This window comes from Janthinobacterium lividum (genome assembly GCF_011601275.1).
In the GTDB taxonomy this organism is placed as follows: domain Bacteria; phylum Pseudomonadota; class Gammaproteobacteria; order Burkholderiales; family Burkholderiaceae_D; genus Janthinobacterium; species Janthinobacterium lividum_E.
Genome location: NZ_JAAOLY010000006.1, coordinates 225220 through 249148 on the forward strand (window position 1 = coordinate 225220; position 23929 = coordinate 249148).

28 protein-coding genes are annotated in these 23929 nt (G+C 63.8%); 10 read left to right on the forward strand and 18 right to left on the reverse strand.

The genetic code is table 11. The annotated features are described in order from the left end of the window. Positions 1-37: 37 nt before the first annotated feature. On the reverse strand, positions 38-1174 hold the full coding sequence (locus GYK42_RS11675; protein WP_166447641.1) for a mannitol dehydrogenase family protein: 1137 nt from the start codon (positions 1172-1174) through the stop codon (positions 38-40). Between the two features lies 1 nt (position 1175). Further along, positions 1176-2186: a zinc-binding alcohol dehydrogenase family protein gene (locus GYK42_RS11680; protein ID WP_166447726.1), complete on the reverse strand. Its 1011-nt coding sequence runs from the start codon at positions 2184-2186 to the stop codon at positions 1176-1178. 339 nt (positions 2187-2525) lie between these two features. Here GYK42_RS11680 and GYK42_RS11685 point away from each other — a divergent pair, with 339 nt between their 5' ends. Together GYK42_RS11685 and GYK42_RS11690 are read left to right on the forward strand one after the other, a co-directional pair. Continuing rightward, complete coding sequence (locus GYK42_RS11685; protein WP_166447642.1) at positions 2526-3560, forward strand: MerR family transcriptional regulator; 1035 nt, start codon at positions 2526-2528, stop codon at positions 3558-3560. A gap of 65 nt (positions 3561-3625) precedes the next feature. Further along, positions 3626-4705, forward strand: a complete 1080-nt coding sequence (locus GYK42_RS11690; RefSeq protein ID WP_166447643.1) for a hypothetical protein — start codon at positions 3626-3628, stop codon at positions 4703-4705. Here GYK42_RS11690 and GYK42_RS11695 read toward each other — a convergent pair. Together GYK42_RS11695 and GYK42_RS11700 are read right to left on the reverse strand one after the other, a co-directional pair. Then, positions 4702-5910, reverse strand: a complete 1209-nt coding sequence (locus GYK42_RS11695; RefSeq protein WP_166447644.1) for a D-amino acid dehydrogenase — start codon at positions 5908-5910, stop codon at positions 4702-4704. The genes GYK42_RS11690 and GYK42_RS11695 overlap by 4 nt on opposite strands. Then, positions 5907-6359, reverse strand: coding sequence for a winged helix-turn-helix transcriptional regulator (locus tag GYK42_RS11700; protein WP_166447645.1), 453 nt, complete (start codon positions 6357-6359; stop codon positions 5907-5909). Before GYK42_RS11700 ends, GYK42_RS11695 begins: the two co-directional genes overlap by 4 nt. Positions 6360-6450: 91 nt before the next feature. Here GYK42_RS11700 and GYK42_RS11705 point away from each other — a divergent pair, with 91 nt between their 5' ends. Next, positions 6451-7641, forward strand: a complete 1191-nt coding sequence (locus tag GYK42_RS11705; RefSeq protein ID WP_166447646.1) for an MFS transporter — start codon at positions 6451-6453, stop codon at positions 7639-7641. A 10-nt stretch (positions 7642-7651) separates the two neighbouring features. On the opposite strand, the gene GYK42_RS11710 is transcribed toward GYK42_RS11705, so the two are convergent. From GYK42_RS11710 to GYK42_RS11725, 4 genes are all read right to left on the reverse strand, one after another. After that, a complete protein-coding gene (locus GYK42_RS11710; RefSeq protein WP_046685278.1) occupies positions 7652-8350 on the reverse strand; it encodes a Crp/Fnr family transcriptional regulator in 699 nt (232 codons plus the stop codon). A gap of 155 nt (positions 8351-8505) precedes the next feature. Beyond that, positions 8506-9153, reverse strand: coding sequence for a response regulator (locus GYK42_RS11715; protein ID WP_166447647.1), 648 nt, complete (start codon positions 9151-9153; stop codon positions 8506-8508). 32 nt (positions 9154-9185) lie between these two features. Further along, complete coding sequence (locus GYK42_RS11720) at positions 9186-10418, reverse strand: GAF domain-containing sensor histidine kinase (RefSeq protein WP_166447648.1); 1233 nt, start codon at positions 10416-10418, stop codon at positions 9186-9188. Between the two features lie 64 nt (positions 10419-10482). Then, the gene (locus tag GYK42_RS11725) at positions 10483-11064 is read right to left on the reverse strand and encodes a DJ-1/PfpI family protein (RefSeq protein WP_166447649.1); all 582 of its coding nucleotides are present in this window, start codon (positions 11062-11064) and stop codon (positions 10483-10485) included. A 171-nt stretch (positions 11065-11235) separates the two neighbouring features. Between GYK42_RS11725 and GYK42_RS11730 the strand changes: the two genes are divergently transcribed. From GYK42_RS11730 to GYK42_RS11740, 3 genes are all read left to right on the forward strand, one after another. Continuing rightward, the gene (locus GYK42_RS11730; RefSeq protein ID WP_166447650.1) at positions 11236-11655 is read left to right on the forward strand and encodes a hypothetical protein; all 420 of its coding nucleotides are present in this window, start codon (positions 11236-11238) and stop codon (positions 11653-11655) included. A gap of 26 nt (positions 11656-11681) precedes the next feature. After that, positions 11682-12155: a host attachment protein gene (locus tag GYK42_RS11735; protein ID WP_166447651.1), complete on the forward strand. Its 474-nt coding sequence runs from the start codon at positions 11682-11684 to the stop codon at positions 12153-12155. 83 nt (positions 12156-12238) lie between these two features. Then, complete coding sequence (locus GYK42_RS11740) at positions 12239-12538, forward strand: antibiotic biosynthesis monooxygenase family protein (protein ID WP_166447652.1); 300 nt, start codon at positions 12239-12241, stop codon at positions 12536-12538. Positions 12539-12580: 42 nt separating this feature from the next. On the opposite strand, the gene pncB is transcribed toward GYK42_RS11740, so the two are convergent. Further along, positions 12581-13771, reverse strand: a complete 1191-nt coding sequence (pncB, locus tag GYK42_RS11745; RefSeq protein ID WP_166447653.1) for a nicotinate phosphoribosyltransferase — start codon at positions 13769-13771, stop codon at positions 12581-12583. A 79-nt stretch (positions 13772-13850) separates the two neighbouring features. Beyond that, a complete protein-coding gene (locus GYK42_RS11750; protein WP_166447654.1) occupies positions 13851-14714 on the reverse strand; it encodes a cysteine hydrolase in 864 nt (287 codons plus the stop codon). A 72-nt stretch (positions 14715-14786) separates the two neighbouring features. On the opposite strand from GYK42_RS11750, the gene GYK42_RS11755 reads away from it, so the two are divergent. Continuing rightward, on the forward strand, positions 14787-15026 hold the full coding sequence (locus GYK42_RS11755) for a TIGR02450 family Trp-rich protein (protein WP_046685287.1): 240 nt from the start codon (positions 14787-14789) through the stop codon (positions 15024-15026). Here GYK42_RS11755 and GYK42_RS11760 read toward each other — a convergent pair. The 3 genes from GYK42_RS11760 to GYK42_RS11770 form a co-directional block, all read right to left on the reverse strand. Then, positions 15008-15211: a hypothetical protein gene (locus tag GYK42_RS11760; RefSeq protein WP_205711366.1), complete on the reverse strand. Its 204-nt coding sequence runs from the start codon at positions 15209-15211 to the stop codon at positions 15008-15010. The genes GYK42_RS11755 and GYK42_RS11760 overlap by 19 nt on opposite strands. A 300-nt stretch (positions 15212-15511) precedes the next feature. Further along, the gene (locus tag GYK42_RS11765) at positions 15512-16018 is read right to left on the reverse strand and encodes a nuclear transport factor 2 family protein (RefSeq protein WP_166447655.1); all 507 of its coding nucleotides are present in this window, start codon (positions 16016-16018) and stop codon (positions 15512-15514) included. A gap of 141 nt (positions 16019-16159) precedes the next feature. Further along, complete coding sequence (locus GYK42_RS11770) at positions 16160-16765, reverse strand: FMN-dependent NADH-azoreductase (protein ID WP_166447656.1); 606 nt, start codon at positions 16763-16765, stop codon at positions 16160-16162. A 134-nt stretch (positions 16766-16899) separates the two neighbouring features. Between GYK42_RS11770 and GYK42_RS11775 the strand changes: the two genes are divergently transcribed. Continuing rightward, a complete protein-coding gene (locus GYK42_RS11775) occupies positions 16900-17817 on the forward strand; it encodes a LysR family transcriptional regulator (RefSeq protein WP_099410583.1) in 918 nt (305 codons plus the stop codon). Positions 17818-18005: 188 nt separating this feature from the next. Then, positions 18006-18233 (forward strand): hypothetical protein, encoded by a 228-nt coding sequence (locus GYK42_RS11780; RefSeq protein WP_034759733.1) that lies wholly within the window; start codon positions 18006-18008, stop codon positions 18231-18233. 3 nt (positions 18234-18236) lie between these two features. Here the strand turns inward: GYK42_RS11780 and GYK42_RS11785 are convergent, their stop codons facing one another. From GYK42_RS11785 to GYK42_RS11805, 5 genes are all read right to left on the reverse strand, one after another. Next, positions 18237-18548, reverse strand: coding sequence for a MerR family transcriptional regulator (locus GYK42_RS11785; protein ID WP_102121661.1), 312 nt, complete (start codon positions 18546-18548; stop codon positions 18237-18239). A gap of 3 nt (positions 18549-18551) precedes the next feature. After that, on the reverse strand, positions 18552-19472 hold the full coding sequence (locus GYK42_RS11790; RefSeq protein ID WP_166447657.1) for a DnaJ C-terminal domain-containing protein: 921 nt from the start codon (positions 19470-19472) through the stop codon (positions 18552-18554). 97 nt (positions 19473-19569) lie between these two features. Continuing rightward, a complete protein-coding gene (locus GYK42_RS11795) occupies positions 19570-20250 on the reverse strand; it encodes a beta/gamma crystallin-related protein (protein WP_166447658.1) in 681 nt (226 codons plus the stop codon). A gap of 160 nt (positions 20251-20410) precedes the next feature. Further along, positions 20411-21403: a beta/gamma crystallin-related protein gene (locus GYK42_RS11800; RefSeq protein WP_052755878.1), complete on the reverse strand. Its 993-nt coding sequence runs from the start codon at positions 21401-21403 to the stop codon at positions 20411-20413. A gap of 276 nt (positions 21404-21679) precedes the next feature. After that, positions 21680-22345: a beta/gamma crystallin family protein gene (locus GYK42_RS11805; protein WP_166447659.1), complete on the reverse strand. Its 666-nt coding sequence runs from the start codon at positions 22343-22345 to the stop codon at positions 21680-21682. Between the two features lie 188 nt (positions 22346-22533). Here GYK42_RS11805 and GYK42_RS11810 point away from each other — a divergent pair, with 188 nt between their 5' ends. Then, positions 22534-23928, forward strand: a complete 1395-nt coding sequence (locus GYK42_RS11810) for an MATE family efflux transporter (protein WP_166447660.1) — start codon at positions 22534-22536, stop codon at positions 23926-23928. The last annotated feature ends 1 nt before the right edge of the window (position 23929 follow it).

The following is a 23929-nucleotide window of genomic DNA, read 5'->3' on the forward strand; positions in this document are numbered from 1 at the left end:
CATGCCAGAAAAGAAACAACTGCGCTGAGCGGGGCGTTCACGGCTGCGCTCCCGGTGCCAGCATGGCGTCCAGGCGCGGCTGCGCCAGGGCGGGACAAAGCTGCCGCGCCAGCGCCGCCACGGGCGCCATGCGGCGCTCGATCTTGCCGGCGTGGTGCTGGGCGATGTCGGCCAGGCGGTGCGCGAGAAAGGGATTGCCAAAGCGCTCCCTGACCTGCCCCACGTAGGCCAGCGCGGCGTCGCCGTGCCGCGCGCCCATGGCGGCAAACACGGGCAGCACTTCCTCGTGCCACAGGGCTTCCAGCGCGGCGCGCATGGCGCCATCGTCCATCGCCTCGCGCACCGTCATGCCGGCCGGGCTGCCCCGTTCCATCCACAGCTGCGCCAGATAGGTGTGGCCCAGGTTGAGCAGGAACAGCTTGCGCTGCTCATACTCGCGCAGATTGCCCGTCACCACCAGCTGCGGGTGGCGGCACGGCAGCAGCATGCCTTCCTGCGCCTCGACGGCCCACAGCGCATAGGGTTCGGCCACCGCGCCCACCGGTTCGATCGGTTCGGAAACGATGCGGTCGACGAGGGAATTGATCCACAGGCAGCCCGTTTGCAGGTAGGCGATGAACGCGGCATCGCAGCGCCACTGCCGCGCCAGGGTCACGACCACCTGGCGCAGTACATGACCGTTGTCGGCCACCAGTTCGCATGGAAAAATCGAGATGGGCGCGGCGCCGGCCAGGAAGCGGTCGTGCAGCAGCACCAGCAGCTTGGCGGGAAAGCTGGCGGGGACAAGCGCGCCACCGAGCATGCCGGCGTGGTCGGCGTCATCGAGCTGGTAGCCCGTGTCGCCCGTATTCGAGACGATCACGCGCGCGGCCACGGCCGCATCGCGCACCTGCCGCCAGTCGCTGCCGACCTGCCACGCTTGCGTGACGGCGTCGGCGCGGCGCTCTTCATCGACTTGCGCGCCGTCCTGCCAGCCGCGGATGCGCACGGGGTAGCCGCCGGCCTGGCGAAACGCCGCCACCCGCGCCGCGCCCTGCGCGCTGCCGGTCGTTTGCACGATGGTGATATGGCCGAGCGCCTGGCCTGCCTTGGCCGCTTCGCTGACGAACAGGTCGGCGTGCGCCTGCAGGAAGCGGCTGGTGCCGAACTGCAGTATGGGATTGAGATCGCTCATCTCAGACCTCGACGATGGCCTTGATGACACCGGCCTCGGGCTGCATCCAGCGATCGAGCACGCCCGTAAATTCATCGAGCGTGGTGCGGTGGGTATTGAGCAGCGCGGTGGGGACTTTGCCCGCCTTCATGGCCGCCACCACTTCCTCGAAATCATCGGCGGTGGCGTTGCGGCTGCCCAGCAAGGTCGTTTCGCGCTTGTGGAATTCCGGGTCGGAAAAGGACAGGCGGTCGCGCACGATGGAGACCAGCACATAGGAGCCGCCGTGGGCGACGAAATCGAGGCCCCGTTCCATGGCGGCGATATTGCCAGTGGCGTCAAACACCACGTCGAAGAACTCGCCGCCGGTGGCGTCCGACAACTGCTCCTTGTCGCCGTCGCCCAGCTGCACCGTGCGGGTGATACCCAGCGCGTCGCGGCAGAACTGCAAACGGTCGGCGCGGCCGTCGAGCACCGTCACGTCGGCGCCTTTCAAGGACGCGAACAGCATCACGGCCATGCCGATCGGACCGGCGCCCACCACCAGCACGCGCTTGCCGGCGTCCACCGCGCCGCGCTTGACGGCGTGCGCGCCGATGGCGAGAAATTCGATCATGGCCGCGTCGTCGAGCGAGATGCCTTCCGTCTTGAAGACGAAGCGTTCGGGCAGCGCCAGGTATTCCGTCATGCCGCCGTCGCGGTGCACGCCCAGCACTTCGATGCGGGTGCAGCAGTTGGTCTTGCCCTGGCGGCAGGCCACGCAAGTACCGCACGACAGGTAGGGCATCACGTAGACCTGATCGCCCGCGGCCAGGCGCGAGCCGGCTGGCGCGCTGTGGATATGACCGGACAATTCATGGCCCATCACGCGCGGATAGCTGAGGAAAGGCTGGGTGCCGCGGAAGATATGCATGTCGGTGCCGCAGATGCCGACGCGGCGTATGCGCAGCAGCACTTCGCCCTCGGCGGGCACAGGCACGGGGCGCTGCTCCATGCGCAAACTGCCGGGTGTATCGCAAACGATACTTTTCATCATGGTTGTCTCTCTCGCCGCCCGGGTCTTGCCGGTGGCATATTATATTTAACGTACAAACCAACTGTGAAAAAAATCCGTCTGCGCGGATTGTCTTTCCAGTCCTGCCAACGGCGCGTCTTGCTGCGCCACACAACGATTTTGTCGTCATTCCATGTGGCTCGAACGCGCTGCTCATGCTGCAATCGTCGTTCGGTTTTATAAATATACCGTACAAAAAAATGAAGGTCAACGGATTCTTTTACAGGTTTTTTCGAGGCCTCTGCTACATTCCTGCTTGACCCTGACGTTACGTCAGGCGCCATCGTGGCGACACGCACTGAAGATAAGGAGAAGACGATGCTGTTGAAAATCGGGGAACTGGCCAGGCTCACGGGCCTGACTGTCCGCACCCTGCACCACTACGACAGCATCGGCCTGCTCTCGCCTTCGGCGCGCACGCAAGCTGGCTACCGCCTGTACCAGCACGGCGACATGGACCGGCTGCACCGGATCATGGCGCTGCGCAAGTTCGGGCTGTCGCTGGCCGATATCGCCAACGCCCTCGCCGGCCCGGACCTGCCGCTCTCCTCCATCGTGGCGCGGCAGATCGCCATGCTGGAGCGCCAGATCGCGCAGGCTTCCACCCTGCGTGACCGCCTGCGCAGCCTGCAAACGCAGCTGACGCAGGGGCAGGCGCCGGAACTGGCCGAGTGGCTCACCACTATGGAGTTGATGACCATGTACGACAAATACTTTAGTCACGAAGAACTGCAACAGCTGCCGCTGCTGACGGATAGCGGCGTGGAACAGGAATGGAAAGCACTGGTAATGAGAGTGCGCGCTGCCAAAGACGCGGGCGCGGGCCCCGCCGATGCGCCAGCACAGGCGCTGGCCACGGAATGGATGGTCAAGCTGGTGCGCGACACGGGCGCCCACCCTGGCCTGTTCGCGCGCCTGAACGACATGCATGCGCAGGAACCATCGATGCAGGCGACGACCAGCATCGATGCGGACCTGATGCAATTCATTCTCGCCGCCTTCAACGCCTCGCGCATGGCGCTGTACAAACCTTTCCTCGATGAGCAGGAATACGCGCACCTGGTGGCCAACTACGGCAAGCGCTCGGGCGAGTGGCCGGCCCTGATCGCCGCCGTGCGCGCCGCCATCGATGCGCGCACGCCGCCCACCGATCCGGCCGTGCTGCAACTGGCGCGGCAGTGGCTGGAACTGTTCCGCTCCTATGCGGGCACGGACCCGGCCACGCAGCTGAAATTCCGCCAGGCGCACCAGCAGGAACCGCGTCTGATGGAGGGCAGCTTCGTCGACGCGGCCATGCTGCAGTATCTGGGCGCGGCGATGGCGATCGTGGCGCAGGAGCGTCCCGGCGCATAGCAGAGTGTGGCATCTCGTGGGCGGGGCCATGTAGAATCGGCCTTCGCCCACGAAAGGATTAACCGATGCGCCGCTTTCTGTTTGCTTGCCTGACCCTGCCCGCCCTGAACCTCGCCATGGCTGGCGATGCGCCCGTGCAAGGGGTGTGGCAGGGCACCGTGGGCAAGGCCAATATCGTGGCGTGCTTCAACCAGCCCAGCCCCACGCAAGGGTCTGACCGCAGCGGCAGCTATTACTACACGCGCTACAAGACGCCGATCATGCTGGCCAAGCCGAACGGCAAGACCTTGTGGCAGGAACTCGACGCCAAAGGCAATACGACGGGCACGTGGTCGCTGAACGCGCCGCAAGGCGGAAAACTCGTCGGCACCTGGACGGACCCGAAAAGCGGCAAGACCCTGCCCCTGGCCTTGACCCTGCTGGAAGCGGCGGGCGACCGCGAACACCCGTCATGCGCCAGCGACGCCTACAACCTGGCGCTGGAAGACTTTCCCGCCACCAAGGTGAGCAAACCCGTCACCTTCGAAGGCAAGCAATACCGCAACCTGCAAGTGGGCGACACCATCACCGTGGAATTGATGGCGCCCGGCGATGGCGTCGCGAAAATCAATGCGCAGCTGCGCGGCGTGCTGGCGAAGAACAAGAAGGATTTGGAAGACTTCTATGCCACGCGCCGCGAATACCTGGGCCGCAACGGTTTCACGACGGAAGATGAAGTGTATGCGGATCCCACCTACTGGTCGCCGCGCTGGGTGACGGTCAAGTTCTACCGCTGGGCGGCCGGCTATGGCGCCAGCGGCATCTCCATCAAGTTCCGCACCTGGGACGTGAAAACGGGCCAGGAAACGGACGTATGGAACTGGTTTGGCGCCAGCGCCAGCGATGGCGACGACAAGGCCGCATTGCCGGACCGCCTGCGCCAGGCCCTGTTCAAGGACGTCAAGATCGACGCCGAATGCAAGGGCACGGATTACGACGGCCGCGGCCGCTTCCACCTGTCATTGAAGCCGGAAGGCGTATCGTTCTGGGAAGACCCGAACGGCAGCGGCTGCGAAAACGACTTCCTGCTGCCCTACAGCAAGGTCGGCCCCTTCCTCACCGTCAAGGGCCGCGCCGCACTCAGCGATTTGCTGCCGAAGAACTAGCCACCCGCCTTGTCCACCGCCTCTGCCACCATCTCCGCCGTGGCGGCCGCCAGGGTCCAGCCCAGGTGGCCGTGGCCCGTGTTGTAGTACACGCCCGGCGCCTTGCCCGGCCCCACTTTCGGCAGCATGTCGGGCAGCATGGGGCGCAAGCCCGCCCACGGGATCACCTTGCGCGTATTCACGCCAGGAAAACACTGCTCCACCCATTGCAACAGGGGGCGGATGCGGTCGGCGCGGATATCGTGGTTGACGCCGTTGAATTCCGCCGTGCCCGCCACCCTGAGCCGGTCTTCACCGAGGCGACTGCTGACCAGCTTGGTCGCGTCGTCGAGCAGGCTGACGCACGGTGCGGCCGCGCGGCTGGCGGCATCGTCGAGCTGCACGGTAATCGAATAGCCTTTCACGGGATACACGTTGACATGGTCGCCCAGGCTGGCCGCCATGGCCCGGCTGGCCGTGCCCGCGCAGATGACGACGGCGTCGAACAGGCTGCTGTCTTCGCCCATGGCGACGCGCACCTTGCCGTGCTCGCGCGCCAGCGCCGCGACTTCCTCGCCATAGCGGCAGGCCACGCCCAGGCGGGCGCAGGCGTCGGCCAGGGCGCTGGTGAATTTGTGGATGTCGCCCGTGGAGTCGCTGTCCGTGTAGTAGCCGCCGTAAAAGTGGCCGGCCAGGGCCGGTTCGATGGCGCGCATTTCCTGCGGCGTGACGGCGCGCCGCTGCAAGCCGCCCTGCGCCAGCAGGCGCGACACCTCGGCCGCCCGCTCGAAGCCGCGCTGGTCGCGGTAGACGTGCAGGATGCCGGCGCGGCGGTGATCGAAGTCGATGTTTTCCGCTTCGGCCCACGCAAACAGATGTTCACGCGCGGCGATCGCCATACGGGCCGTGGCGATGGTGTTGCGCTCGTAACCCGGCATGGCGGCGAGAAACTGCGCAAACCAGCTCAGCTTGTGCCAGCTGGGCCAGGGATGCAGCAGCAGAGGCGCATCGCGCCGCGCCATCCATTTCAGGGCGTTCAAAATCGTTGCCTTGTGGTTCCACACTTCCGCGTGCGAGGCCGACAATTGCCCGCCGTTCGCATACGACGTTTCCATGGCCGCGTAGCGGTGGCGCTCGATCAGGGTCACGTCCACGCCCCGTTTCGCCAATGCATAGGCTGTCGTCACGCCCGTGATCCCTGCGCCCAGCACGGCCACGCGCTTCATTGCGGCAACACCTTGTGCACGACCGTATCGCCCGCCTGCAAGACGCGGCCATCGGGCGCCAGCACGTCCATCCTGCGCACGGGCAAGCCTGAGCCACGCTGCAGCAAGGTCGAATGCGCCTCGCCCGCTTCAAACAATTGCGCCTCGCTCCACTGGCGCAAGCCGACGACGACGGGAAACAGCGCCAGCCCCTTTTGCGTCAGCACGTATTCCTGGTAAGCCGTGCCGTCCGAGGCGGGCGCAACCGTGAAGATGCCCTCTTCCACCAGGGTGTGCAGGCGGTCGGCCAGGATGTTCTTCGCCACGCCCAGGCTTTTCTGGAATTCGCCGAACCTGCGCATGCCGTCGAAGGCGTCGCGCACGATCAGGAGCGACCAGCGCTCGCCGATCACGTCGAGCGCGCGCGCCACGGGACAGGAATCGGTTTTCAGGCTCTTGCGCTTGGCCACGGGCATTCTCCAGGATTGAGTGGTTGCATTTTAAAACTTCTCGGCGTAGACTCCAACTGGTTTTAATTTGAAACCACTTACATACAAGCCCATGCGCGACACAACGACTCCCATCACGACAGCACTTCCCCCCACCCTCGTCTGGCTGTTTGCCACGGCGGCCGGCCTCAGCGTGGCCAATGTGTATTACGCCCAGCCCTTGCTCGCCACCCTGGCGCACGAGTTCGGCATGACGGAGGCGGCCAGCGGCATGGTCATCACGGCCACGCAGATCGGCTGCGCGCTGGCCCTGCTGCTGCTCGTTCCCCTCGGCGACATGCTGAACCGGCGACGTTTGACCCTGTTCCAGCTGGGCATGCTGGTCATCACCCTGGCGGCGCTGGCTTGCGCCCGTTCCACGGCCGCCTTGCTGGGCGGCATGCTGCTGGTGGGTTTGCTGGGCACTGCCATGACGCAGGGCTTGATCGCCTACGCGGCCAGCGCGGCGGCCAGCCATGAGCGGGGGAGAGTCGTCGGCATGGCGCAAGGCGGCGTGGTGATCGGCTTGCTGCTGGCGCGCACCCTGTCAGGCGTGGTGGCCGATGTGGCTGACTGGCGCGCCGTGTATTTTGTTTCGGCGGCCATCGCTTGCGCCCTGTTGCTGCTGCTGTGGCGCATGCTGCCGCCGCCGGCGCTGTCGAGCAAAAAGCTCGCGTATGGCGCCCTGCTCGCCTCGATGCTGGACATGCTGCTGCACAACAAGGTGCTGCGCGTGCGGGGCATGCTGGCCTTGCTGATGTTTGCCGTCTTCAATATTTTCTGGAGCGCCCTGGTGCTGCCCTTGACGGCGCAAGGTTATTCCCACGCGGCCATCGGCGCGTTTGGCCTGGTAGGCGTGATCGGCGCGCTGGGCGCGGCGCGCGCGGGCGCCATGGCGGACAAGGGGCGCGCGCAGTGGACGACGGGCGCGGCCCTGCTGCTGCTGCTGGCCGCATGGCTGCCGCTCAGTTTTGCGGGCGCGGCCCTGTGGCCGTTAATCGTTGGCATCATCGCGCTGGACCTGGCGGGCCAGGCCATCCACGTGACGAATCAGAGCCTGATTTTCAAGCAGGACAGCGACGCGCACAGCCGCCTGGTGGCGTGCTACATGCTGTTTTATGCGGTGGGAAGCGGACTCGGTGCGATTGCCGCCACCAGCGTGTATGCGCTGGCGGGCTGGCATGGGGTATGCGCGCTGGGCGCGGCGGTCAGCTTGCTCGCCCTGCTGTTCTGGCGGCTGACCTTGCCTGCTGAAAAAACCTAGCGATAAACGCTTAGTTCAACATGGCCGCGGTGGCGGAACCATGGCGGTAGGTTTTCAAGGCATCGGGCTGGATCTGGATCAGCGAGCCGCTGACTTTAATCAGATGCAAGTCCGTCAGTTGGTGCAGCACGCGCGACAGGGTGGCGGGCGCCAGGTTCAGGAACGATGCCAACAGACTTTTCTTCAGGTCCAGCTTGACCTCGTTCGAGCGCTGCTGGTCCGATGCCTGCAGCAAATACTCGACCACGCGCTGGGTGGCGTTCTGCACGGAGCAGCGCTCCACGTTGCGGATGAAACCCATCAGGTGGTGCGACAGGCTGTTCATCATCTGGCGCGCGATGCGGGGCGACTGGTCCAGCAGGCGCAGCAGCGCGTGCGGCGGGATGCGCAGCAGCAAACAGTGCTCAAGCGCTTCGGCGCAGAATGGATACGGTTCATCGAGGAAAATCATGGCTTCGCCGAAACTCTGGCCCGGACGAATCAGTTCCAGTACCTTGTCGGTCCCTTCCATGGAAAACACGCTCAGCTTGACGAGGCCGAAGACCACCACATAGGCGCCTTCCGCCACTTCGCCCTTGCGGAACAGCACTTTGCCTTTTTCCACTTCGACACGCACGACATCCTGGCGCAATTGCTCTAATTGCGAAGGGGAAATATGGCGGAACAGAGCCTGGCTCGATAGCAAGCCATCGACGTTGACCTTATGCATGACACTCTCTTATTAGATTAGCGAATGACTAAGAGTGTAATGGGCCGGCACGGTCAAGGCCATACGTCAAAGGAACTAGGGTTGTCTAGGCCGGAACGCCATGCAGATCAAACAATCGCGGATTCCTTGCGCACTAATTTCGCTTTGTTTGATCTTTATTTGCTCAACTCGCGCTCGACGGCGTAGACGGCAATCTGCACGCGGCTGCTGAGCTTAAGCTTTTTGAGGATGTTTTGCACGTGGATTTTCACCGTGCTTTCGGCAACGTCGAGCTGGCGCGCGATTTCCTTGTTGCTCAGCCCTTGCGCCAGGCAAGCCATGGCTTCGCGTTCGCGCGGCGTCAGTTTGTCATAGTCTTGCTGGGGCGCGTTCTGCCCTGCGCGGAACTGCGACACGAGCTTGGCCGTCATGGCGTCGGCAATCACGGATTCGCCGGCGGCGGCGCGGCAAATGGCCTGGCCCAGCTGCTCGGCCTCGATATTTTTCAGTAAATAGCCGCGTGCGCCCGCGCGCAAAGCCGCACCCAGGTCGGCCGCGTTTTCCGACACGGTCAGCATCAGCACCACCATCTGCGGCAGGTCCTGCAAGATCAGCTGCAGCGCCTCGACACCGGACACGCCGGGCATGTTCAAGTCCATCAGCACCACGTCGGGCTGCAGTTCGGCCGTCAGGCGTACGCCGTCCAGCCCGTTCGATGCCTCGCCCACCACCTGGAATTGAGGATTGCGCTGCAGCAGCAGCTTGACGCCGCTGCGCAGCAAGGTGTGGTCGTCGACCAGCAGGATTTTGATTGGTGCGTTCACGTGTTTGTTGCCTGATAGAGATGATTCATTTGTTACGCGGCCTGGCGCCGGGCTGACGGCAAGGCCAGCGAGATCGTCGTGCCGCCGCCGGGCGTGCTGTCGATGGCAAATTGCGCACCTAGCCGCTCGGCCCGTTCCTGCATGATACGCAAGCCGATCTGCAATTCCGTTTTCTTGTCGCGCAGGTTGGCGGCGAAACCTTCGCCATCGTCGCGCACTTGCAGCGCAAAATCGCGCCCATTGTCCACGCGCAGCGCCACGTTGCTCGCCTGCGCGTGCTTGCGGATATTCGACAGCGCTTCCTGCACGATGAACAGGATCTGCAACTGCTGCTCGGGCGCCAGCGGCGCGCCGTTGCCGCTCATCTCCAGCATGCCCACCACGCCCGTCTGCAGCTCGAACTTGGCCAGCACTTCCGACAGCTTGCTTTCCAGGTCGCTGCCATGCCAGCGCGTGCGGAAATTGACGAGCAATTCACGCACGTCCTGGTAGCTTTGCTCGACGCCCATGCGCATCAGCGGCAACACTTCAGCCGCTTCGTCGAGCTGGCCTCGGCGCACGGAATCGTCGAGCATCTGCACTTGCAGGCTGATGAAGTTCAAGCTTTGCGCGATGCTGTCGTGCAAGCCTTCGGCCAGCAGGCTGCGTTCGCGCGCCACGGCGAATTCCTTTTCGCGCGCGATCAGGCGCTGGTTTTCAATGGCGATGCCCAGGCTCTGGCCCAGGGTTTCCAGCCAGCCCTGCTGCTGCGCATGCACGGCTTGCGGACGCGCAAAGTGCAGCGAAAAACTGCCGACCACCTGCTCGCGCGCAAGGATGGGAAAGACGGCGATGGCGATGAACCCTTCTTCCTGGCAACGGTAGCGCTGCAGGGCATCGACCTGGCGAAAATCGCGGATCTGGATCACGCCCTGCGCCACGGCCGCGCCGCACAGGCAATCGTTGTTGCGGATGCAGTGCTCCTCTTCCACCATGGCATCGGAAATGCCTTCATGCACGATGATATGCACGGTGTCCTGCTGCGGGTCGAGGATGCGCACGGTGCCGCCTTCGGCCTGCGCGAACTCCATCACGTGGCGCAAAAAGCCGCGGCACAGCGCATCGATGGCGTGCTGTCCCGCCAGCAAGGTGGAAATCTCGTGCAGGGTGGCCAGCTGGCGTTCCTGCGCGGCGCTCAGGCCCGATGCGGCTTGCGCCAGGCGGCGCTGGCGCCAGCGCGACGCTGGTAGTTGTTTGCGGGAAGGTTGACTGCGCGGCGCATGCATGAAGAACTCGAATCTGAAAAGTGATGCGCCCGGCAAGCGCTGCGGCTTGCCGGGCTGGTGAAAGTTACAAATGAATCTCGGTACCGAGCAGCTTGACGAACTGCGCCAGCCAGGCCGGATGCGCGGGCCAGGCGGGCGCCGTGACCAACTGGCCATCCGTGACGGCGTCCGTGACGGCGATGTCGGCATACGTGCCGCCCGCCAGTGTCACTTCCGGCGCGCAGGCGGAATAGGCGGAAATGCGCTTGCCGCGGATGACGTCGGCGGCAGCCAGCAATTGCGCGCCGTGGCAGACGGCAGCGACGGGCTTGCCCGCTTCGGCGAAATGGCGCACGGCGGCGATGACTTTCTCGTTCAGGCGCAGGTATTCGGGGGCACGGCCGCCGGCGATCATCACGGCGTCATAGTCGGCCGGGTCGATCTCGTCGAAGCTGGCGTTCAGGGTGAACAGATGGCCCGGCTTTTCCGTGTAGGTCTGGTCGCCCTCGAAATCGTGGATGGCCGTCTTGATCGTCTCGCCGCTTTTCTTGCCGGGACAAACTGCATGCACGGTATGGCCGAGCATCAGCAGGGCCTGGAACGGCACCATCGTTTCATAATCTTCCGCAAAATCGCCGGTCAAAAACAGAATTTTTTTCGCTGCCATTTGATTCTCCTATGAAAGATTGATTCCCCAAGACGTATCTTAGCGCGACTTGGCAGCCATACTGGATATTTATCAAACTTTTACCTCTTGATCGAGGATTTTACAGGCTGAGGCAGAATTATTTACAGCCTCGCCGGTCCAATCAGGCATACCTACTTGAAAGGCCGGGCCATGGACAGCAACAGCGGCAGCACCCTGATACGTATCTTCGACCATTTGCCCGATGCCGAGCGCGCCCGCAACAGGCTGCTGGCCGAGGGCCTTCCCCCTCACGCCGTGCAGCTGGACGCGGGCGACGACGAGGCCGGCCCCGCGCAGGGCAATTTCACGGTCGGCAATCGCGACACCCTCAGCGGCTGGCTGGAACGGGCCGTCCATGCTTTGTTTGGCGGCGACAACGATCCGTACCGGCGCAACTACGGCAAGACGGCGTTTCGCGGCATGGTCCGCCTGGTGGTGGCCACGCGCCACGCCAATGAACAGGAGCGCGCACACGCCATCGTGCAAGCTTGCGGCGGCAGCGATATCGAACAGCGCACGGCCCGCTGCGGACAGGACAGGCACTGCGGCGTGGCGGCCCTGTCCCACTAGCCGGGGCGCACAGCAAGGAGAACGAGATGGACGTCACGTGGGTGGTAGTGGCCGACAGTAGCCGGGCGCGGCTGTTTGCGCTGGGACAGCAAAACCAGCTGGGCGAGCTGCAAGATTTTGTCAACCCGGCGGGCCGCGAAACGGAGAACGCCTTGAACAGCGACGCCAGCGGACGCTTCGGCAGCGGCATGCGCGCCGGTACCCAGGCGGGCACGCAGGCGCACACGACCGAGCCCAGGGTGACGCCGGTCGAGCATACGAACGAACAGTTTGCCCGGCAGATCGCGCAAGTGCTGCAGCAGGGCTTGCAGCAACGGCGCTACAACAAGCTGTGCCTCGTCGCCGCGCCCAAGTTCCTGGGGCAGTTGCGTCTAAGCCTGGACGCCCAGGTGGAAAAGCGGCTCAGCCATGCCCTGGCCAGAGATGTCGCCAGCATGAACGTGCCCCAGCTGGAAGCCTATTTGCAGCAAGCGCTGGACAGGGACGGCGGAGGCAACTGAACGGCAGGTGGCCCGGCGCCACCCGCAAGCGGGCACAATCTGTGGCAAGATCTGCGTTCTTTCTTTCAAAACCGGAACTTGCCATGATTTTTGAAATTGCCCACATCCAGATCAAATCGGCCACGCACAGTGCCTTCGAAGCGGCCGTGGCGAAAGCCGTCCCCCTGTTCCAGCGCGCGCGCGGCTGCGAGTCGATGCGCCTGGAGCGCTCGATCGAAAACGGCGATGCCTACCGCCTGGTCGTGGGCTGGACAACCCTGGAAGACCATACCGTGCATTTCCGCGGCAGCGACGACTTCCAGGCATGGCGCGGCCTGGTCGGTGAATTTTTCGCCGCACCGCCGCAGGTGGAGCACATGGATACGGTGGTGACGGGGTTTTAATACGCAGTGGCAGCACGGGCGTCAGACGCCCGCGCCAGCGCCTTACACGGCAGGATGGTGAAACACTTGCCGCAAGTAAGCGAGGAAGGTCTCATCCTTGCACAAGGTCTTGCCCGGCGAATCGGACAGTTTCGCCACGGACTGGCCATTGCAGCGCACCAGTTTCATGACGATGTTGAGCGGCGTCAAGCCGACGTCGTTGGTGAGATTGGTGCCGATGCCAAAGCCTGTCATGATGCGGTCGGCGAAGTGCTGGTACAGGGCAAACGCCTTGTCCAGGTCCAGGCCGTCGGAAAACACGAGGCGCTTGGTATTGGCGTCGATGCGCAAGGCCGCGTAGTGGGCCAGCGCCTTCTCTCCCCACTCGACAGGATCGCCCGAATCGTGGCGCAAGCCGTCGAACAGCTTGGCGAAATACAGGTCGAAGTCGGCCAGGAAAGCATCCATGCCAACCACGTCCGTCAGGGCGATACCCAGGTCGCCCCGGTATTCCTGCACCCAGTCTTCCAATGCCGCCTTTTGAAAATCGCGCAAGCGCACGCCGAAGGACTGGAACGATTGCATGTATTCATGCGCCATGGTGCCGATCGGCACGATGCCCAGCTTTTTCGCCAGGTAGACATTCGACGTGCCCTTGAAATACTCGGGCACCTCGCGCGCCAGGCGCAGCACCACCTCGTCGTGCCAGGCGCCGGAAAAACGCCGGCGCACGCCGAAGTCGGAAAATTCAAACGGGTGCTTGCGCCGCGGCAGCTTGCCGAATTCCTTGACGGCTTCCACTTTCAAGCCCAGGCGGTGGCGTCCTTCGCGCATGGCCGCGTCCAGGTCGAAGCGGCGGAAATACAGTTCGTTGATGATGTACAGCACGAAAATCTCGAAGCCCATCACGTGCACCTGCGGCCCGGCCGCGTGCACGAGCAAGGTGTCGCCATCCGTGCTGACGTCGATGAACTTGCGTTGGAAACGGAACACCGTCAGAAAGTCGACAAAGTCGCTCTTCATGAAGCGCAGGGTGCGCAGATAAGCCAGCTCGTCGTCCGCAAACGACATCGAGCACAGGTGGTCGAGCTGTTCTTCCAGCTCGCCCTTCAGTTCGGCCAGGGGAAAGGCCGTGGCGTTGCGGCAGACAAATTCGTATTCGGTATGGGTATTCGGATGACCGTGCAGCAAGGCTTGCCACATTGTAAATTTATACAGATCGGTTTCCAGCAAACTGCGCACTATCGGGGTCATGTGTGTTTTCTCCAACTTCCTGAAGCCAGAATAGTACGCCACTGCAAGCATTTCAGCAGAGTCCGCTTGCAGGACAGCCTCAATCGCCTGCGTTGGCCAGCAATTCAGGCAAGACGTCGGCCGACGTGGCCAGCCGCGCGCCGCGCTCGTGCATGGCGGCAAGGAAGTCGCGCTGCTGCGTTGCAAAGCCCGTGACGGGGCTCATGCAGTCCGTCAGCAGGACGAGGCGCGACAGGGCCTGCTTGCCTTGCTGCCCTTCCAGGTAATCAGCGATGTGCTCGGTGCTGGCTTTCACGCAATGACTGCCCGCTTCGCCGGTGACGTAAATCTGCTGCGCCGGCAGCAGGGTGGCGAGGAAATCCAGGTTGAGCTGGGTGGCCGCATCCTGCGCGTCGGGCACTTCCGCCATGACGGCCGAATAATGCTCGGTCCACGGATTGGAACCCTTGCTCAGCTTGGTCACCACTTGCAGATGATCCACTTCCCAGGCGTTGTAGGCGGCGCGCACGGCCGCGTGGATATTCTGGCCCCAGCTGCCGATCTCGCAATGCACGGGCCACACCATCAATTGATAGCGCCCCGCTTGCTCCAGCGCGTCGAGGTAGGCCAGCGCGCGCGGCAAGGCGCCGCTGGCGGCGGGCAGGAACAATCGGTCGCGCACTTGCCGGGCGCTGATCTGCGTAAATGGCGCGACCGGGCCGCCGTCGCCCGTGCGCCAGAAGGCGGGGTGGGCAATGTCGTAGCGATGGTGGGCGTCAAGGGTCACGCTGATCTGCGTCAAGCCGTTGCCCCCTTCGCGTATCAGCTGGGCCACGCGCAGCATGTCGGCGTGGGCGCCGGGCACGGGCAGGGCCGGTGCGGCACTTGGCGGCAGCCATTCGGCGGGCAGGTCGCAAAAATCATTTTGCGGGTCGATGACAAGCAGGTGCAGCTGGCGTTTCATGGCGGTCCTCGTGCGTGGCGGTAACTTGCATGATAATGGCAAGATCGCCATCACGCCAATCCGGGGCCTGCCATGCACCTTCCACATCGCAATAACTTGCGCCCAAACAAATTACTCAACAGCAAATGGACGGCGGTGACACCGGCCAACAAGGAAAAGCATTTTCTCGTCATCAAGGTGTGCGCCGCGGCCACACCGGATGAACCCGTCACGCACGTGGAACTGGAAGCCGTGCATTCCGGCCGCGTGCAAATCCTGCCCTGGCGCGCGCTGCAGGACGCGGCGCAGTGGCATCAGGGGTGGAAGACGTAACGGCGCTGGCGCCGCTCGACCAGCTTCAATGCTACCTCGGCCGCCTCGCTGACGGCTTCGGCTTCCGTCGCGAACGGATGGTCGGCCAGCACGCGGTGCTTTTTGACGATATTGTTCCTGTGCATGGGGTTGCTCGATGGGGTGTACAGGGACACATAAGCGCCCCACAGTTTGCAACCGCGCAAGGGTTCCGCCGTGTAATTTATTTCATACGTATCAACGTACTTTATCGGCACGATGTTTGCTCCAAAAATGACATCCCCGGGTAGCCTGTCTCAACGGCCCTGCCCGGCGTAGGGTTGGAATACATGCAATCGCGCTTGCTCAGGATACTGACTCACTTATCTGCTTTTTATTACGCGGCACAGGGAAAAACTTGAACACCTGCCTGATTTCCAGGCATGGCGGCACGCCCACTGAAAGTATAGACGATGCGAAAAAATTATGAGAAGGCAACTCTGTACTGAACGCCGCTGGCGCCTGCCCTATTTCACCGCCTCGGCTGCGGCATGCATGGACCAGACGACGCTGAGGATTCTCCACTGACCATCGCGCTTGACCATCTGCCACGCTTCGACGCCATAGTTCGACAGTTTGTCGCCGACGAGGAATTCGTAGTCGAAGTTGACCCACGCCACATGGCGGTCCTGGGTGATCTTGACGTTGTAGAATTTTTCTTCCGTGCGCAGGGGTTCGCGCTTGATGTAGTTGGCAAAACCGACGTAGCCGGCCGCCGGGACGCCGTCGAAGTGGACGTCCGTCGTGTCGCGCATTTTCTCGATGAAAGCGTCATCGGCCGGCGAGGCGAACAGGATGTTCGTGTGCAGCATCAGCGACGACAGCAGCTTGACATCCTTGGCGATCAGGGCCGCCTGGAAGTCGGCGACGACTTTTTCAATGGCGCGGATATCCTCGGGCGTGGAGGCGTGGCGGCCTACGTGGGACGGCGCCGGGGGCACAGTCTGCGCCGGCGCAATGCCTGCTGAAAACAAGGAACATCCGAACAATACTGCGCTGGCCAACTTGTGCATGAGGGACTTTCATGGCGAACGGCTCGCCGGGCTGGCACGCGGCGTGCCGCCGGCAAGCTTATGCCAAGCATGCCAGCTTGGCAATCCCTCGAAAGGCGTATATCAGGCAGCCAGGGCCTCGATCGACGCGCGACCCTTGGCGATCGCGCTGGTGACGGCGTCCTCGCCCATGGCCACGCCTTCCGCTTGCACGAACTCGATGTCGGTGATGCCGATAAAGCCCAGCGCCGTGCGCAGATAGGTGCTCAGGTAGTCATACGAAGCGCCCGGGCCTTCGCTGTAGACGCCGCCGCTGGCCGTGAAAATAACGGCTTTCTTGCCCGTGGCCAGGCCAACGGGGCCATTGGCCGTGTACTGGAAAGTGCGGCCAGCACGCGCCACGTGGTCGATCCACGCCTTTAGGGTCGAAGGCACGGAAAAATTGTACATGGGCGCGGCCAGCACCAGCACGTCGGCGGCCAGCAATTCATCGACCAGGGTATCGGACAATTGCACGGCCGCTGCCGCCTGCGCGCTGCGCTGTTCCGCCGGCGTGAAGAACGCGCCCATGACTTCTTCCGTCAGGTGCGGCACCGGTTGCGCCGCCAGGTCGCGCACGACGATCGCGTCGCCTTGCGCGGCCAGTTTGGCGACGAATTCGCCCGACAACTGGCGCGACAGGGAACCGTTGTTGCGTACGCTGCTATTGATGTGTAGTACGTTTGCCATGATGCACTCCTTCAAGAACGATAGATGGGGGTGCGGCGTTTGCTGCACTTGCACACATCATAGTTCGGGTCTACTATCGATGAAACCGTGTAAAAATAAATGGTTAGCATCGAATTTTTAGATAGGAAATCATCATGAGAGAACCGGGCCAGCCTTCGCTCGACCAGTTGCGCGTCTTTGTCGCCGTCATCGACGCGGGCGGCTTCGCCCACGCGGCGCGCCAGCTGCACCGCACGCAATCGGTGATCAGCTACACCATCGCCAACCTGGAAGAACAACTGAACGTCGTGCTGCTCGACCGCGGCAAGCGCAAGCCCACCCTGACGGATGCGGGCAAGGCCCTGCTGGCCGACGCGCGCGCCGTGGCCCTGAAGGTCGACGGCATGCGCGCGCGGGCCAAGGCGCTGGCCGGCGGGCTGGAGGCGGAAGTATCGGTGGTGGTCGACGTGATGTTTCCCACCTGCGTGCTGGTGCGCGTGCTCGAAGCGTTCCAGGCGCAGTTCCCCACCGTCGCCCTGCGCCTGCGCATCGAAGCCATGGGCGCCGTGGCGCAGCTGGTGATGGATGGCAGCTGCCACATCGGCCTCGGCGGCTGGATGACGGCCACGGCCAGCGTCTTCGAGCGCCTGGCCGTCGGCCACGTGCGCCTGATTCCCGTGGCCGCGCCCAGCCACGCGCTGGCGCAGCTGGCCGGCCCGATTCCTTCCAGCGTGGCGCGCGAACACGTGCAGCTGGTGCTCAGCGACCGCAGCGTGCTGACGGAGGGGCAGGATTTCGGCGTGCTGGGATTGCGCAACTGGCGCCTGGGCGACCTCGGTTCCAAGCACGCGCTGCTGCGCGCCGGCCTGGGCTGGGGCAACATGCCCGAAGCGATGGTGCGCGAGGATTTGACGGAGGGACGGCTGGTGCACCTGCCGCTGGCCGTCGACAACGGCGAGAATTACCCGATTTATTTGATCCAGCGCGCCGACACGCCGCCGGGGCAGGCGGGCAAGTGGTTGACGGAGCGGTTTGCGGAGCAGTTGCCGCTGCTGCCAGAAGCGGGGTTCTAGATAAGTGAGCGCGAAGGTATGATAGTGGCCCGCGGCGGAAGTCTGGGGTCAGACGGGGACGCCGAGTCCCTCAACACCGCCAACGCAAGGCTCAGTGCCAACGTATCCGGGGGTCTGACCCCGGCCGTTAACGGGGTCAACCCGAAGTGGGGTCAACCCGGAGTCAACTTTCAATTACAAGGATTCATATGGCCGGCATCGACGACTTCGTCAACAAACAGAAACCTGGCGCGCGCTTCGTCATCACGGCGCAGATGCTGCGCATGACGCCGCAGCAGTTCGACTCGCTGGCGCAGGAATGGATGGAAGACGGCGGCCCCGGCTTCGACGTGGCCGGCATCCCGCACCGCGTGGTCGTGGACGGGCAGTTTTATATTGGCAGGATCACCGTGCAGCGGCACGGCGACCCTGCTTGAGGGTTACTCGACGCCCAGCACGTGCAGGCGCCGGCGCAGGCGCGCCACTTCTTCCGATAAATCGACCACCAGCGCGGCCAGTTCGGCGTTCGCGTCGAACACGGATTCGATTTCATGCAGGCGGCGCGCGCGCACCAGATCCAGGCTGGTGAAGCGCCAGGCCGTCAGCTGGCCCGCCGGCGGACCATTTTGCAGCAGCACGCCCGTCTGCACATGCTGCACCACCCAGTCCGGTTCCACGGCGCAGGCGCGCGCCAGTTCTTCCAGGCTCAGGGCACGGTCTTCGAGCAATTCGCCAATGATCTTGTTTGTCATGATTTACCCTCCCAGCTTCTGGCGCGGATTGAAAGCCATCTCGCGCGCCATGGTTGCATACAGTTCGCGCGCCTTGTCATCGTTCGCCGGCGGCAGCACCACTTCCAGCAGCAGATACAGATCGCCCGGCTGGGCGGCGGGAATGCCGCGCCCCTTCAAGCGCAGCTTGCGCCCTGTCTGCGAATTGGGCGGCACCGTGACGGACACCGTGCCCGATGGCGTGGGCACGTCGATGTCGCCGCCCAGCGCCGCCTCCCACGGCGTGACGGGCACCGTCTCGAACACGTCGCGCCCTTCCACCTTGTAGCGCGCATCGGCCCGGAAGCGGATTTCCAGGTACAAGTCGCCGGCGGGCGCGCCGCCGCTGCCGGGATTGCCCTGTCCCTTCATGCGCAGCTGCTGTCCTTCCGTGACGCCTTTCGGTATCGTCACTTCCAAGGTGCGCTCGCGCGTCACCACGTGGCCTTGCGCATCCGCTTCGGGCACGCGCATGACAATGTGGCGCCTGGCGCCCTGGTAGCTGTCCTGCAGGTCGATGGTGATGGCGGCGTGGCTATCCTCGCCCTGCATCTGGAATGTGCTGTTGGTGCGGCGACGCCCGCCCACGTGGGCGAACAGGTCGGCAAAGAAGTCGCTGTCGTCGACGCCCGAGGATTCGTAGCCGGAACCCCAGTCCGGCGGTGGCCTGAACGGCTGGCCCTGCGCGCCCTGGTTACGGCCCAGTTCATCGTAGGCGGCGCGCTTTTCCGCGTCGCCCAGCACGCCATAGGCCTCGTTGAGGGCCTTGGTGCGCTTGTCGGCGTCAGGCTCCTTGCTCACGTCGGGATGGTATTTGCGCACCAGCTTGCGGTACGCCTTCTTGATATCGGCCTCGGACGCCGTCTTCTCGACGCCAAGCTCCTTGTAGTAGTCCTTGTATTCCACCGTGCCTGCTCCCCATAGTTGAAGTGCCTATGGGAAGAGTACACGAATTGGTCAAAGGACAGCGTGCGCACAATACGGCGCCCGCCCGACGGCGCGATCAGCGCACGCGGCGCACCGAAGAAATGCGGCGGTCGAGCCCACCGTGCAAACGGCCATAGCTGCCGGGTCCCATCACCACGCAGCGGCCGCGGAAGTTGGCGTCGACGCAGAATTCCCAGCGGCCGTAATTGACGACGACCGATTCGGCGCGGTCATTGAAGCCATAGCGGCTCAAGTCGTGCACTTCGCGGTCCAGGCGCACGGGGCGGCCGCGCATGCCGGCGTCGGGAAACAGCAGCACGGCGCCATTCGCGTCGGGACGGTGGCCGCCGCCGTGGCCGGGATAGCCGGGATAAGGACGCTCCGGCTCCGGACGCGGCGGGCGCGGTGGATACGGGCGGTGATCGCCGCCGCCATGGCCCGGACGGCCCACTTCGCGCACGGAGGAAACGGCGTCGTTCATGCCCGGCATGCTGCCGTAGCGGCCAGGTCCGAAGGTACGGCAGTTGCCACGGTAATTGGCGTCCTTGCACACTTCCCAAGTGCCCGAGCGCACGATGATGCTTGAGGTCTTGTCGTTAAATCCGATGCGCGACAGGTCGCCCGTGTCGGAACGCAGGGTCACGGGACGGCCGCGGAAACCGGCGTCCTCGAACAGGGTGATTTCGCCCGCGGATGCGGCAAGGGGGGCGAGGAAGGTGGCGGCGCACAACAGCGCGGGCCGGAAAGATCGAACCATGACAACTCCAATACTGATGACATTTTCGCCAGTGTAGACCAGGCGGCAGGCGGCGAGTGTAACAAAGGGCAAGCAAATGTCAGCGCACGGCAGCGAATGTAAAAACCGCCTGGCGGGATCAACCCGGCAGGCGGCCTGTCAACACTGGGTCAGGAAGGAATCAGCGTACGCGTCGCAGCGAGGAAATCTGGTTTTCCATGGCGTTCAGGCGGCCGTATTCGCCCGGCCCGATCACTTCGCAGCGGCCATGGAAGTTCGAATCGCTGCACACTTCCCACTGGCCCTCGTTGACGACGATGGACGAGGCGCGGTCGTTGAAGTTATAGCGCACCAGGTCTTCGGCATTGCGGTCCAGCGCCAGCGGTTCGCCGCGCATGCCCGCTTCGGGGAACAGCAGCACGGCGCCGCGCTGCTGGTACTGCGGCTGCTGGTATTGCGGATATTGCGGCTGGTCGTATTGCGGCCTCTGGTACTGGTTATCGTACTGCTGCTGGCGGCGTGCTTCGCGCTCGTCGACCATGCGCGCCGACGAGACGCGCCCATCGAGGCCGCGTCCCAGGTCATCGTGGCGGCCAGGGCCGAAGATGCGGCACACGCCGTTGTAGTTCGAATCGCTGCACAGCTGCCAGTAGCCGTTATAGACGACGATGCTGCTGGTGCGGTCGTTGAAACCGATATTGACGAAATCGTCCGTGTCGCGGTTCAGGCGCGCCGAGCCGCCATTCTGGCCTGCTCCCGAATACACTTCCAGGGTGCCGCCACGGCCATAGCCGCCATGACCCCGGTCGGGATCGCGCCCAGGGCGTCCCGGATTGTTGCCATCGCCGCGGCCCGACTCCCGCACCGAACTGATGGCGTCGTTCATGCCGGGCATCGAACGGTATTCGCCTGGCCCCAGGGTGCGGCAATTGCCGCGAAAACCGGCATCGGTACACACATCCCACGTGCCCGAGCGCACCAGGATGCTCGACACCTTGTCGTTGAAGCCCATGCGCGACAGATCATCCGTCGTCTCGCGCAGGTTCACTGCGCGGCCACGCAGATCAACGTCTTCGAACAAGGTGATATCGCCCGCATGGGCGGCCGCATGGGCCCCCAGCGAGAGCAGCAAGGTGGCCGCGCATGCCAGCGTATGTTTGAAAGGGCCCGTCATGATTAACTCCATTCTTCATTCTTTGGTGATGATTTGCCTGGCCAAAACGCCAGGATGCCATTGTAACAAGTGCCAGCCCGCGCGAAAGGTCGTCAACGCTATCCAAGGTCGGTCAAGGTAAATGCATGATCGACATGACAACTGATGTCAGTGTAGCCATCCGCAGAAAAAACGGTGTAACAAAGTATGGGAAAAGCACAATAAATTGTTACTAAAAGCAATAAGCGGCTCCTGCGGGAGCCGCTTATTGCCACTTGGCGTACTAGCTGCCCCGCATCAGCGCACTTCGCGCACCGACGAGATGCGGTTGCTCATGCGCTCCAGGCTCGCGTACTCGCCCGGTTGCAAGGTGCGGCAACGGCCGCGGAAGCCCACGTCCTCGCACACTTCCCAATAGCCGGAGCGCACGCGCACGCTTTGCACCGTGTCGTTGAAGTCGCGCTCGCGCAAGTCGGCTGAAGCGTTGCGCACGCTCAAGCTGCGGCCGGCGAAATCGTCGCGCGTATAGAAGGTCAGTTCGCCGCCCAGCGAGCGCCCTGGCAAATGGCCGTGCTCCCGGTCACGGTCCCAGTGACGATCCCGATCCCTATCCCGGTCACGATCGCGGCCCGGATGACCATCCCAGCCGCCGCGTACTTCGCGCAGCGATGTGATTTTGTTGGCATGGCCATCGAGCGACGGGTACTCTCCCGTCGAGAGCAGGAAGCAATCGCCGCGGAAATCGGCTTCCTCGCACGCTTCCCAGCGGCCCGAGCGCACGCGGATGCTTTGCGTCGTGTCGTTGAAATTGACGTCTTCCAGGTCGGCGACGGCATCGCGCACGGTGTGCGAGCGGCCGTGATAATCGTCGCGCGAATACAGGGTCAGTTCGCCGGCGCCGGCCAGTTCGGCCGTCATGGCGGCGCCCAGCAACAGGGCGCAGTTCAAGGCTTTCTTCAACATGGTCTTACTCCATAGTCAGGGTACTGCGGTTGACTATTTGGTCATTTTGCCAAATAGAACGCGCAGTCTATCCGCGACTGGCCCACTTAGCTGTAACAAATGATTACCGTGCCCGAGCGCCCTGGGCGCCACGGCGGACAAGCACGGCGAATGCCGGTAGAATCTTGTGTTTAGTCAAGCTTGCCGCCATGCCACACACTACCTCGTTCACCCTGCCCGCCATCCGCACTGAAGTCTCGTCGCTGTGGAAGCTGGCCTGGCCCATTCTGATCGGCCAGCTGGCCACCGTCGGCATGGGCGCGGCCGACGTGGCGATGACGGGCCACACGAACCCCGAGGAACTGGCGGCCGTGTCGCTGGGCGCGGCCATCTGGTCCATCGTGCTCGTCACCGTGAGCGGCATCATGATGGCGATCAATACCCTGGTGGCGCATGAAATCGGCGCCGCGCGCCACGACAAGGTGCCGCACATCGTGCGCCAGTCGCTGTGGAAGGCGCTGCTCGTGGGCCTGGTGGCCTGCCTGCTGACGAACATGGCGGCGCTGGTGTTCGACCACCTGATGCTCGAACCCGCTGTAGCGGCCAAGGCCAAGCTCTTCGTGCACATCATCAGCTGCGCGCTGCCGCCGTTCGCCGCCTACCGCGCGCTGTACGGCTACAGCACCAGCATCAACCAGACCAAGCCCGTGATGGTGATCGCGCTGGCCGCGCTGGCGCTGAATATTTTCGTCAACTACCTGCTGATCTACGGCCACTGGGGCATGCCGAAACTGGGCGGCGTGGGCTGCGCCGTAGCCACCACCTGCTGCGTGTGGATGATGCTGCTGGCCATGCTGGCCTGGATCAAGATCGCGCCCGTCTACCGCGCCACGTATCCGTTCACGCACTGGGAATGGCCGCAGCGCTCGTCCATCGGTCCCATGCTGCGCCTGGGCCTGCCCATCGGCGTCACCTACTTTGCCGAAGTGAGCGCCTTTGGCGTCATCAGCCTGCTGGTAGCCCGCTTCGGCGTGATCCAGGTGTCGGCGCACCAGATCGCCCTGAACTTCTCGTCCGTCGTCTTCATGGTGCCGCTCACGTTCGGCATCGCGCTCGTCACGCGCGTGGGCCACGCCGTGGGCGAAGCCAATCTGCGCCGCGCGCGCTTCATCTCGTGGGTGGGCGTGGCCATGTCGCTGACGGCGGCCATCGTCTCGGCCGCCGTCATCACCATCTTCCGCCACCAGATCGCGCAAGCCTACACGTCCGACCCGCAGGTGCAGGCGCTGTGCGCGCAGCTGCTGCTGTTCGCCGCCCTGTTCCAGCTGTCCGACGCGACGCAGGTGGCCACGTCCTGCGCCATCCGCGGCTACAAGGTGACGCGCCAGCCGATGCTGATACAGCTGCTGGCGTTCTGGGGCTTCTCGCTGCCGATCGGCTATGTGCTGGGCCTCGCGCCGGCTGGCTTCATCTGGTCGCCGGCCGAGCCGATGGCCGCCGCCGGTTTCTGGATCGGCCTCGTCACGGGCTTGACGGTGGCCGCTGTACTGCTGACCTGGTATTTGAACCGGCTGTCGCTGCAGCGCCTGCGCGCGGCCCGATAAG

Bases quoted from the DNA above. Each gene is read 5' to 3' on its own strand.
- GYK42_RS11730 (WP_166447650.1), top strand. From the start codon at position 11,236: ATGGACAGCAACAGCGGCAGCACCCTGATACGTATCTTCGACCATTTG.
- GYK42_RS11785 (WP_102121661.1), bottom strand. From the start codon at position 18,548: ATGACAAACAAGATCATTGGCGAATTGCTCGAAGACCGTGCCCTGAGC.
- GYK42_RS11685 (WP_166447642.1), top strand. From the start codon at position 2,526: ATGCTGTTGAAAATCGGGGAACTGGCCAGGCTCACGGGCCTGACTGTC.
- GYK42_RS11775 (WP_099410583.1), top strand. From the start codon at position 16,900: ATGAGAGAACCGGGCCAGCCTTCGCTCGACCAGTTGCGCGTCTTTGTC.
- GYK42_RS11725 (WP_166447649.1), bottom strand. From the start codon at position 11,064: ATGGCAGCGAAAAAAATTCTGTTTTTGACCGGCGATTTTGCGGAAGAT.
- GYK42_RS11705 (WP_166447646.1), top strand. From the start codon at position 6,451: ATGCGCGACACAACGACTCCCATCACGACAGCACTTCCCCCCACCCTC.
- GYK42_RS11795 (WP_166447658.1), bottom strand. From the start codon at position 20,250: ATGGTTCGATCTTTCCGGCCCGCGCTGTTGTGCGCCGCCACCTTCCTC.
- GYK42_RS11675 (WP_166447641.1), bottom strand. From the start codon at position 1,174: ATGAGCGATCTCAATCCCATACTGCAGTTCGGCACCAGCCGCTTCCTG.
- GYK42_RS11680 (WP_166447726.1), bottom strand. From the start codon at position 2,186: ATGAAAAGTATCGTTTGCGATACACCCGGCAGTTTGCGCATGGAGCAG.
- GYK42_RS11805 (WP_166447659.1), bottom strand. From the start codon at position 22,345: ATGTTGAAGAAAGCCTTGAACTGCGCCCTGTTGCTGGGCGCCGCCATG.
- GYK42_RS11720 (WP_166447648.1), bottom strand. From the start codon at position 10,418: ATGCATGCGCCGCGCAGTCAACCTTCCCGCAAACAACTACCAGCGTCG.
- GYK42_RS11810 (WP_166447660.1), top strand. From the start codon at position 22,534: ATGCCACACACTACCTCGTTCACCCTGCCCGCCATCCGCACTGAAGTC.
- GYK42_RS11750 (WP_166447654.1), bottom strand. From the start codon at position 14,714: ATGAAACGCCAGCTGCACCTGCTTGTCATCGACCCGCAAAATGATTTT.
- pncB (WP_166447653.1), bottom strand. From the start codon at position 13,771: ATGACCCCGATAGTGCGCAGTTTGCTGGAAACCGATCTGTATAAATTT.
- GYK42_RS11770 (WP_166447656.1), bottom strand. From the start codon at position 16,765: ATGGCAAACGTACTACACATCAATAGCAGCGTACGCAACAACGGTTCC.
- GYK42_RS11710 (WP_046685278.1), bottom strand. From the start codon at position 8,350: ATGCATAAGGTCAACGTCGATGGCTTGCTATCGAGCCAGGCTCTGTTC.
- GYK42_RS11690 (WP_166447643.1), top strand. From the start codon at position 3,626: ATGCGCCGCTTTCTGTTTGCTTGCCTGACCCTGCCCGCCCTGAACCTC.
- GYK42_RS11780 (WP_034759733.1), top strand. From the start codon at position 18,006: ATGGCCGGCATCGACGACTTCGTCAACAAACAGAAACCTGGCGCGCGC.
- GYK42_RS11800 (WP_052755878.1), bottom strand. From the start codon at position 21,403: ATGACGGGCCCTTTCAAACATACGCTGGCATGCGCGGCCACCTTGCTG.
- GYK42_RS11755 (WP_046685287.1), top strand. From the start codon at position 14,787: ATGCACCTTCCACATCGCAATAACTTGCGCCCAAACAAATTACTCAAC.
- GYK42_RS11740 (WP_166447652.1), top strand. From the start codon at position 12,239: ATGATTTTTGAAATTGCCCACATCCAGATCAAATCGGCCACGCACAGT.
- GYK42_RS11735 (WP_166447651.1), top strand. From the start codon at position 11,682: ATGGACGTCACGTGGGTGGTAGTGGCCGACAGTAGCCGGGCGCGGCTG.
- GYK42_RS11695 (WP_166447644.1), bottom strand. From the start codon at position 5,910: ATGAAGCGCGTGGCCGTGCTGGGCGCAGGGATCACGGGCGTGACGACA.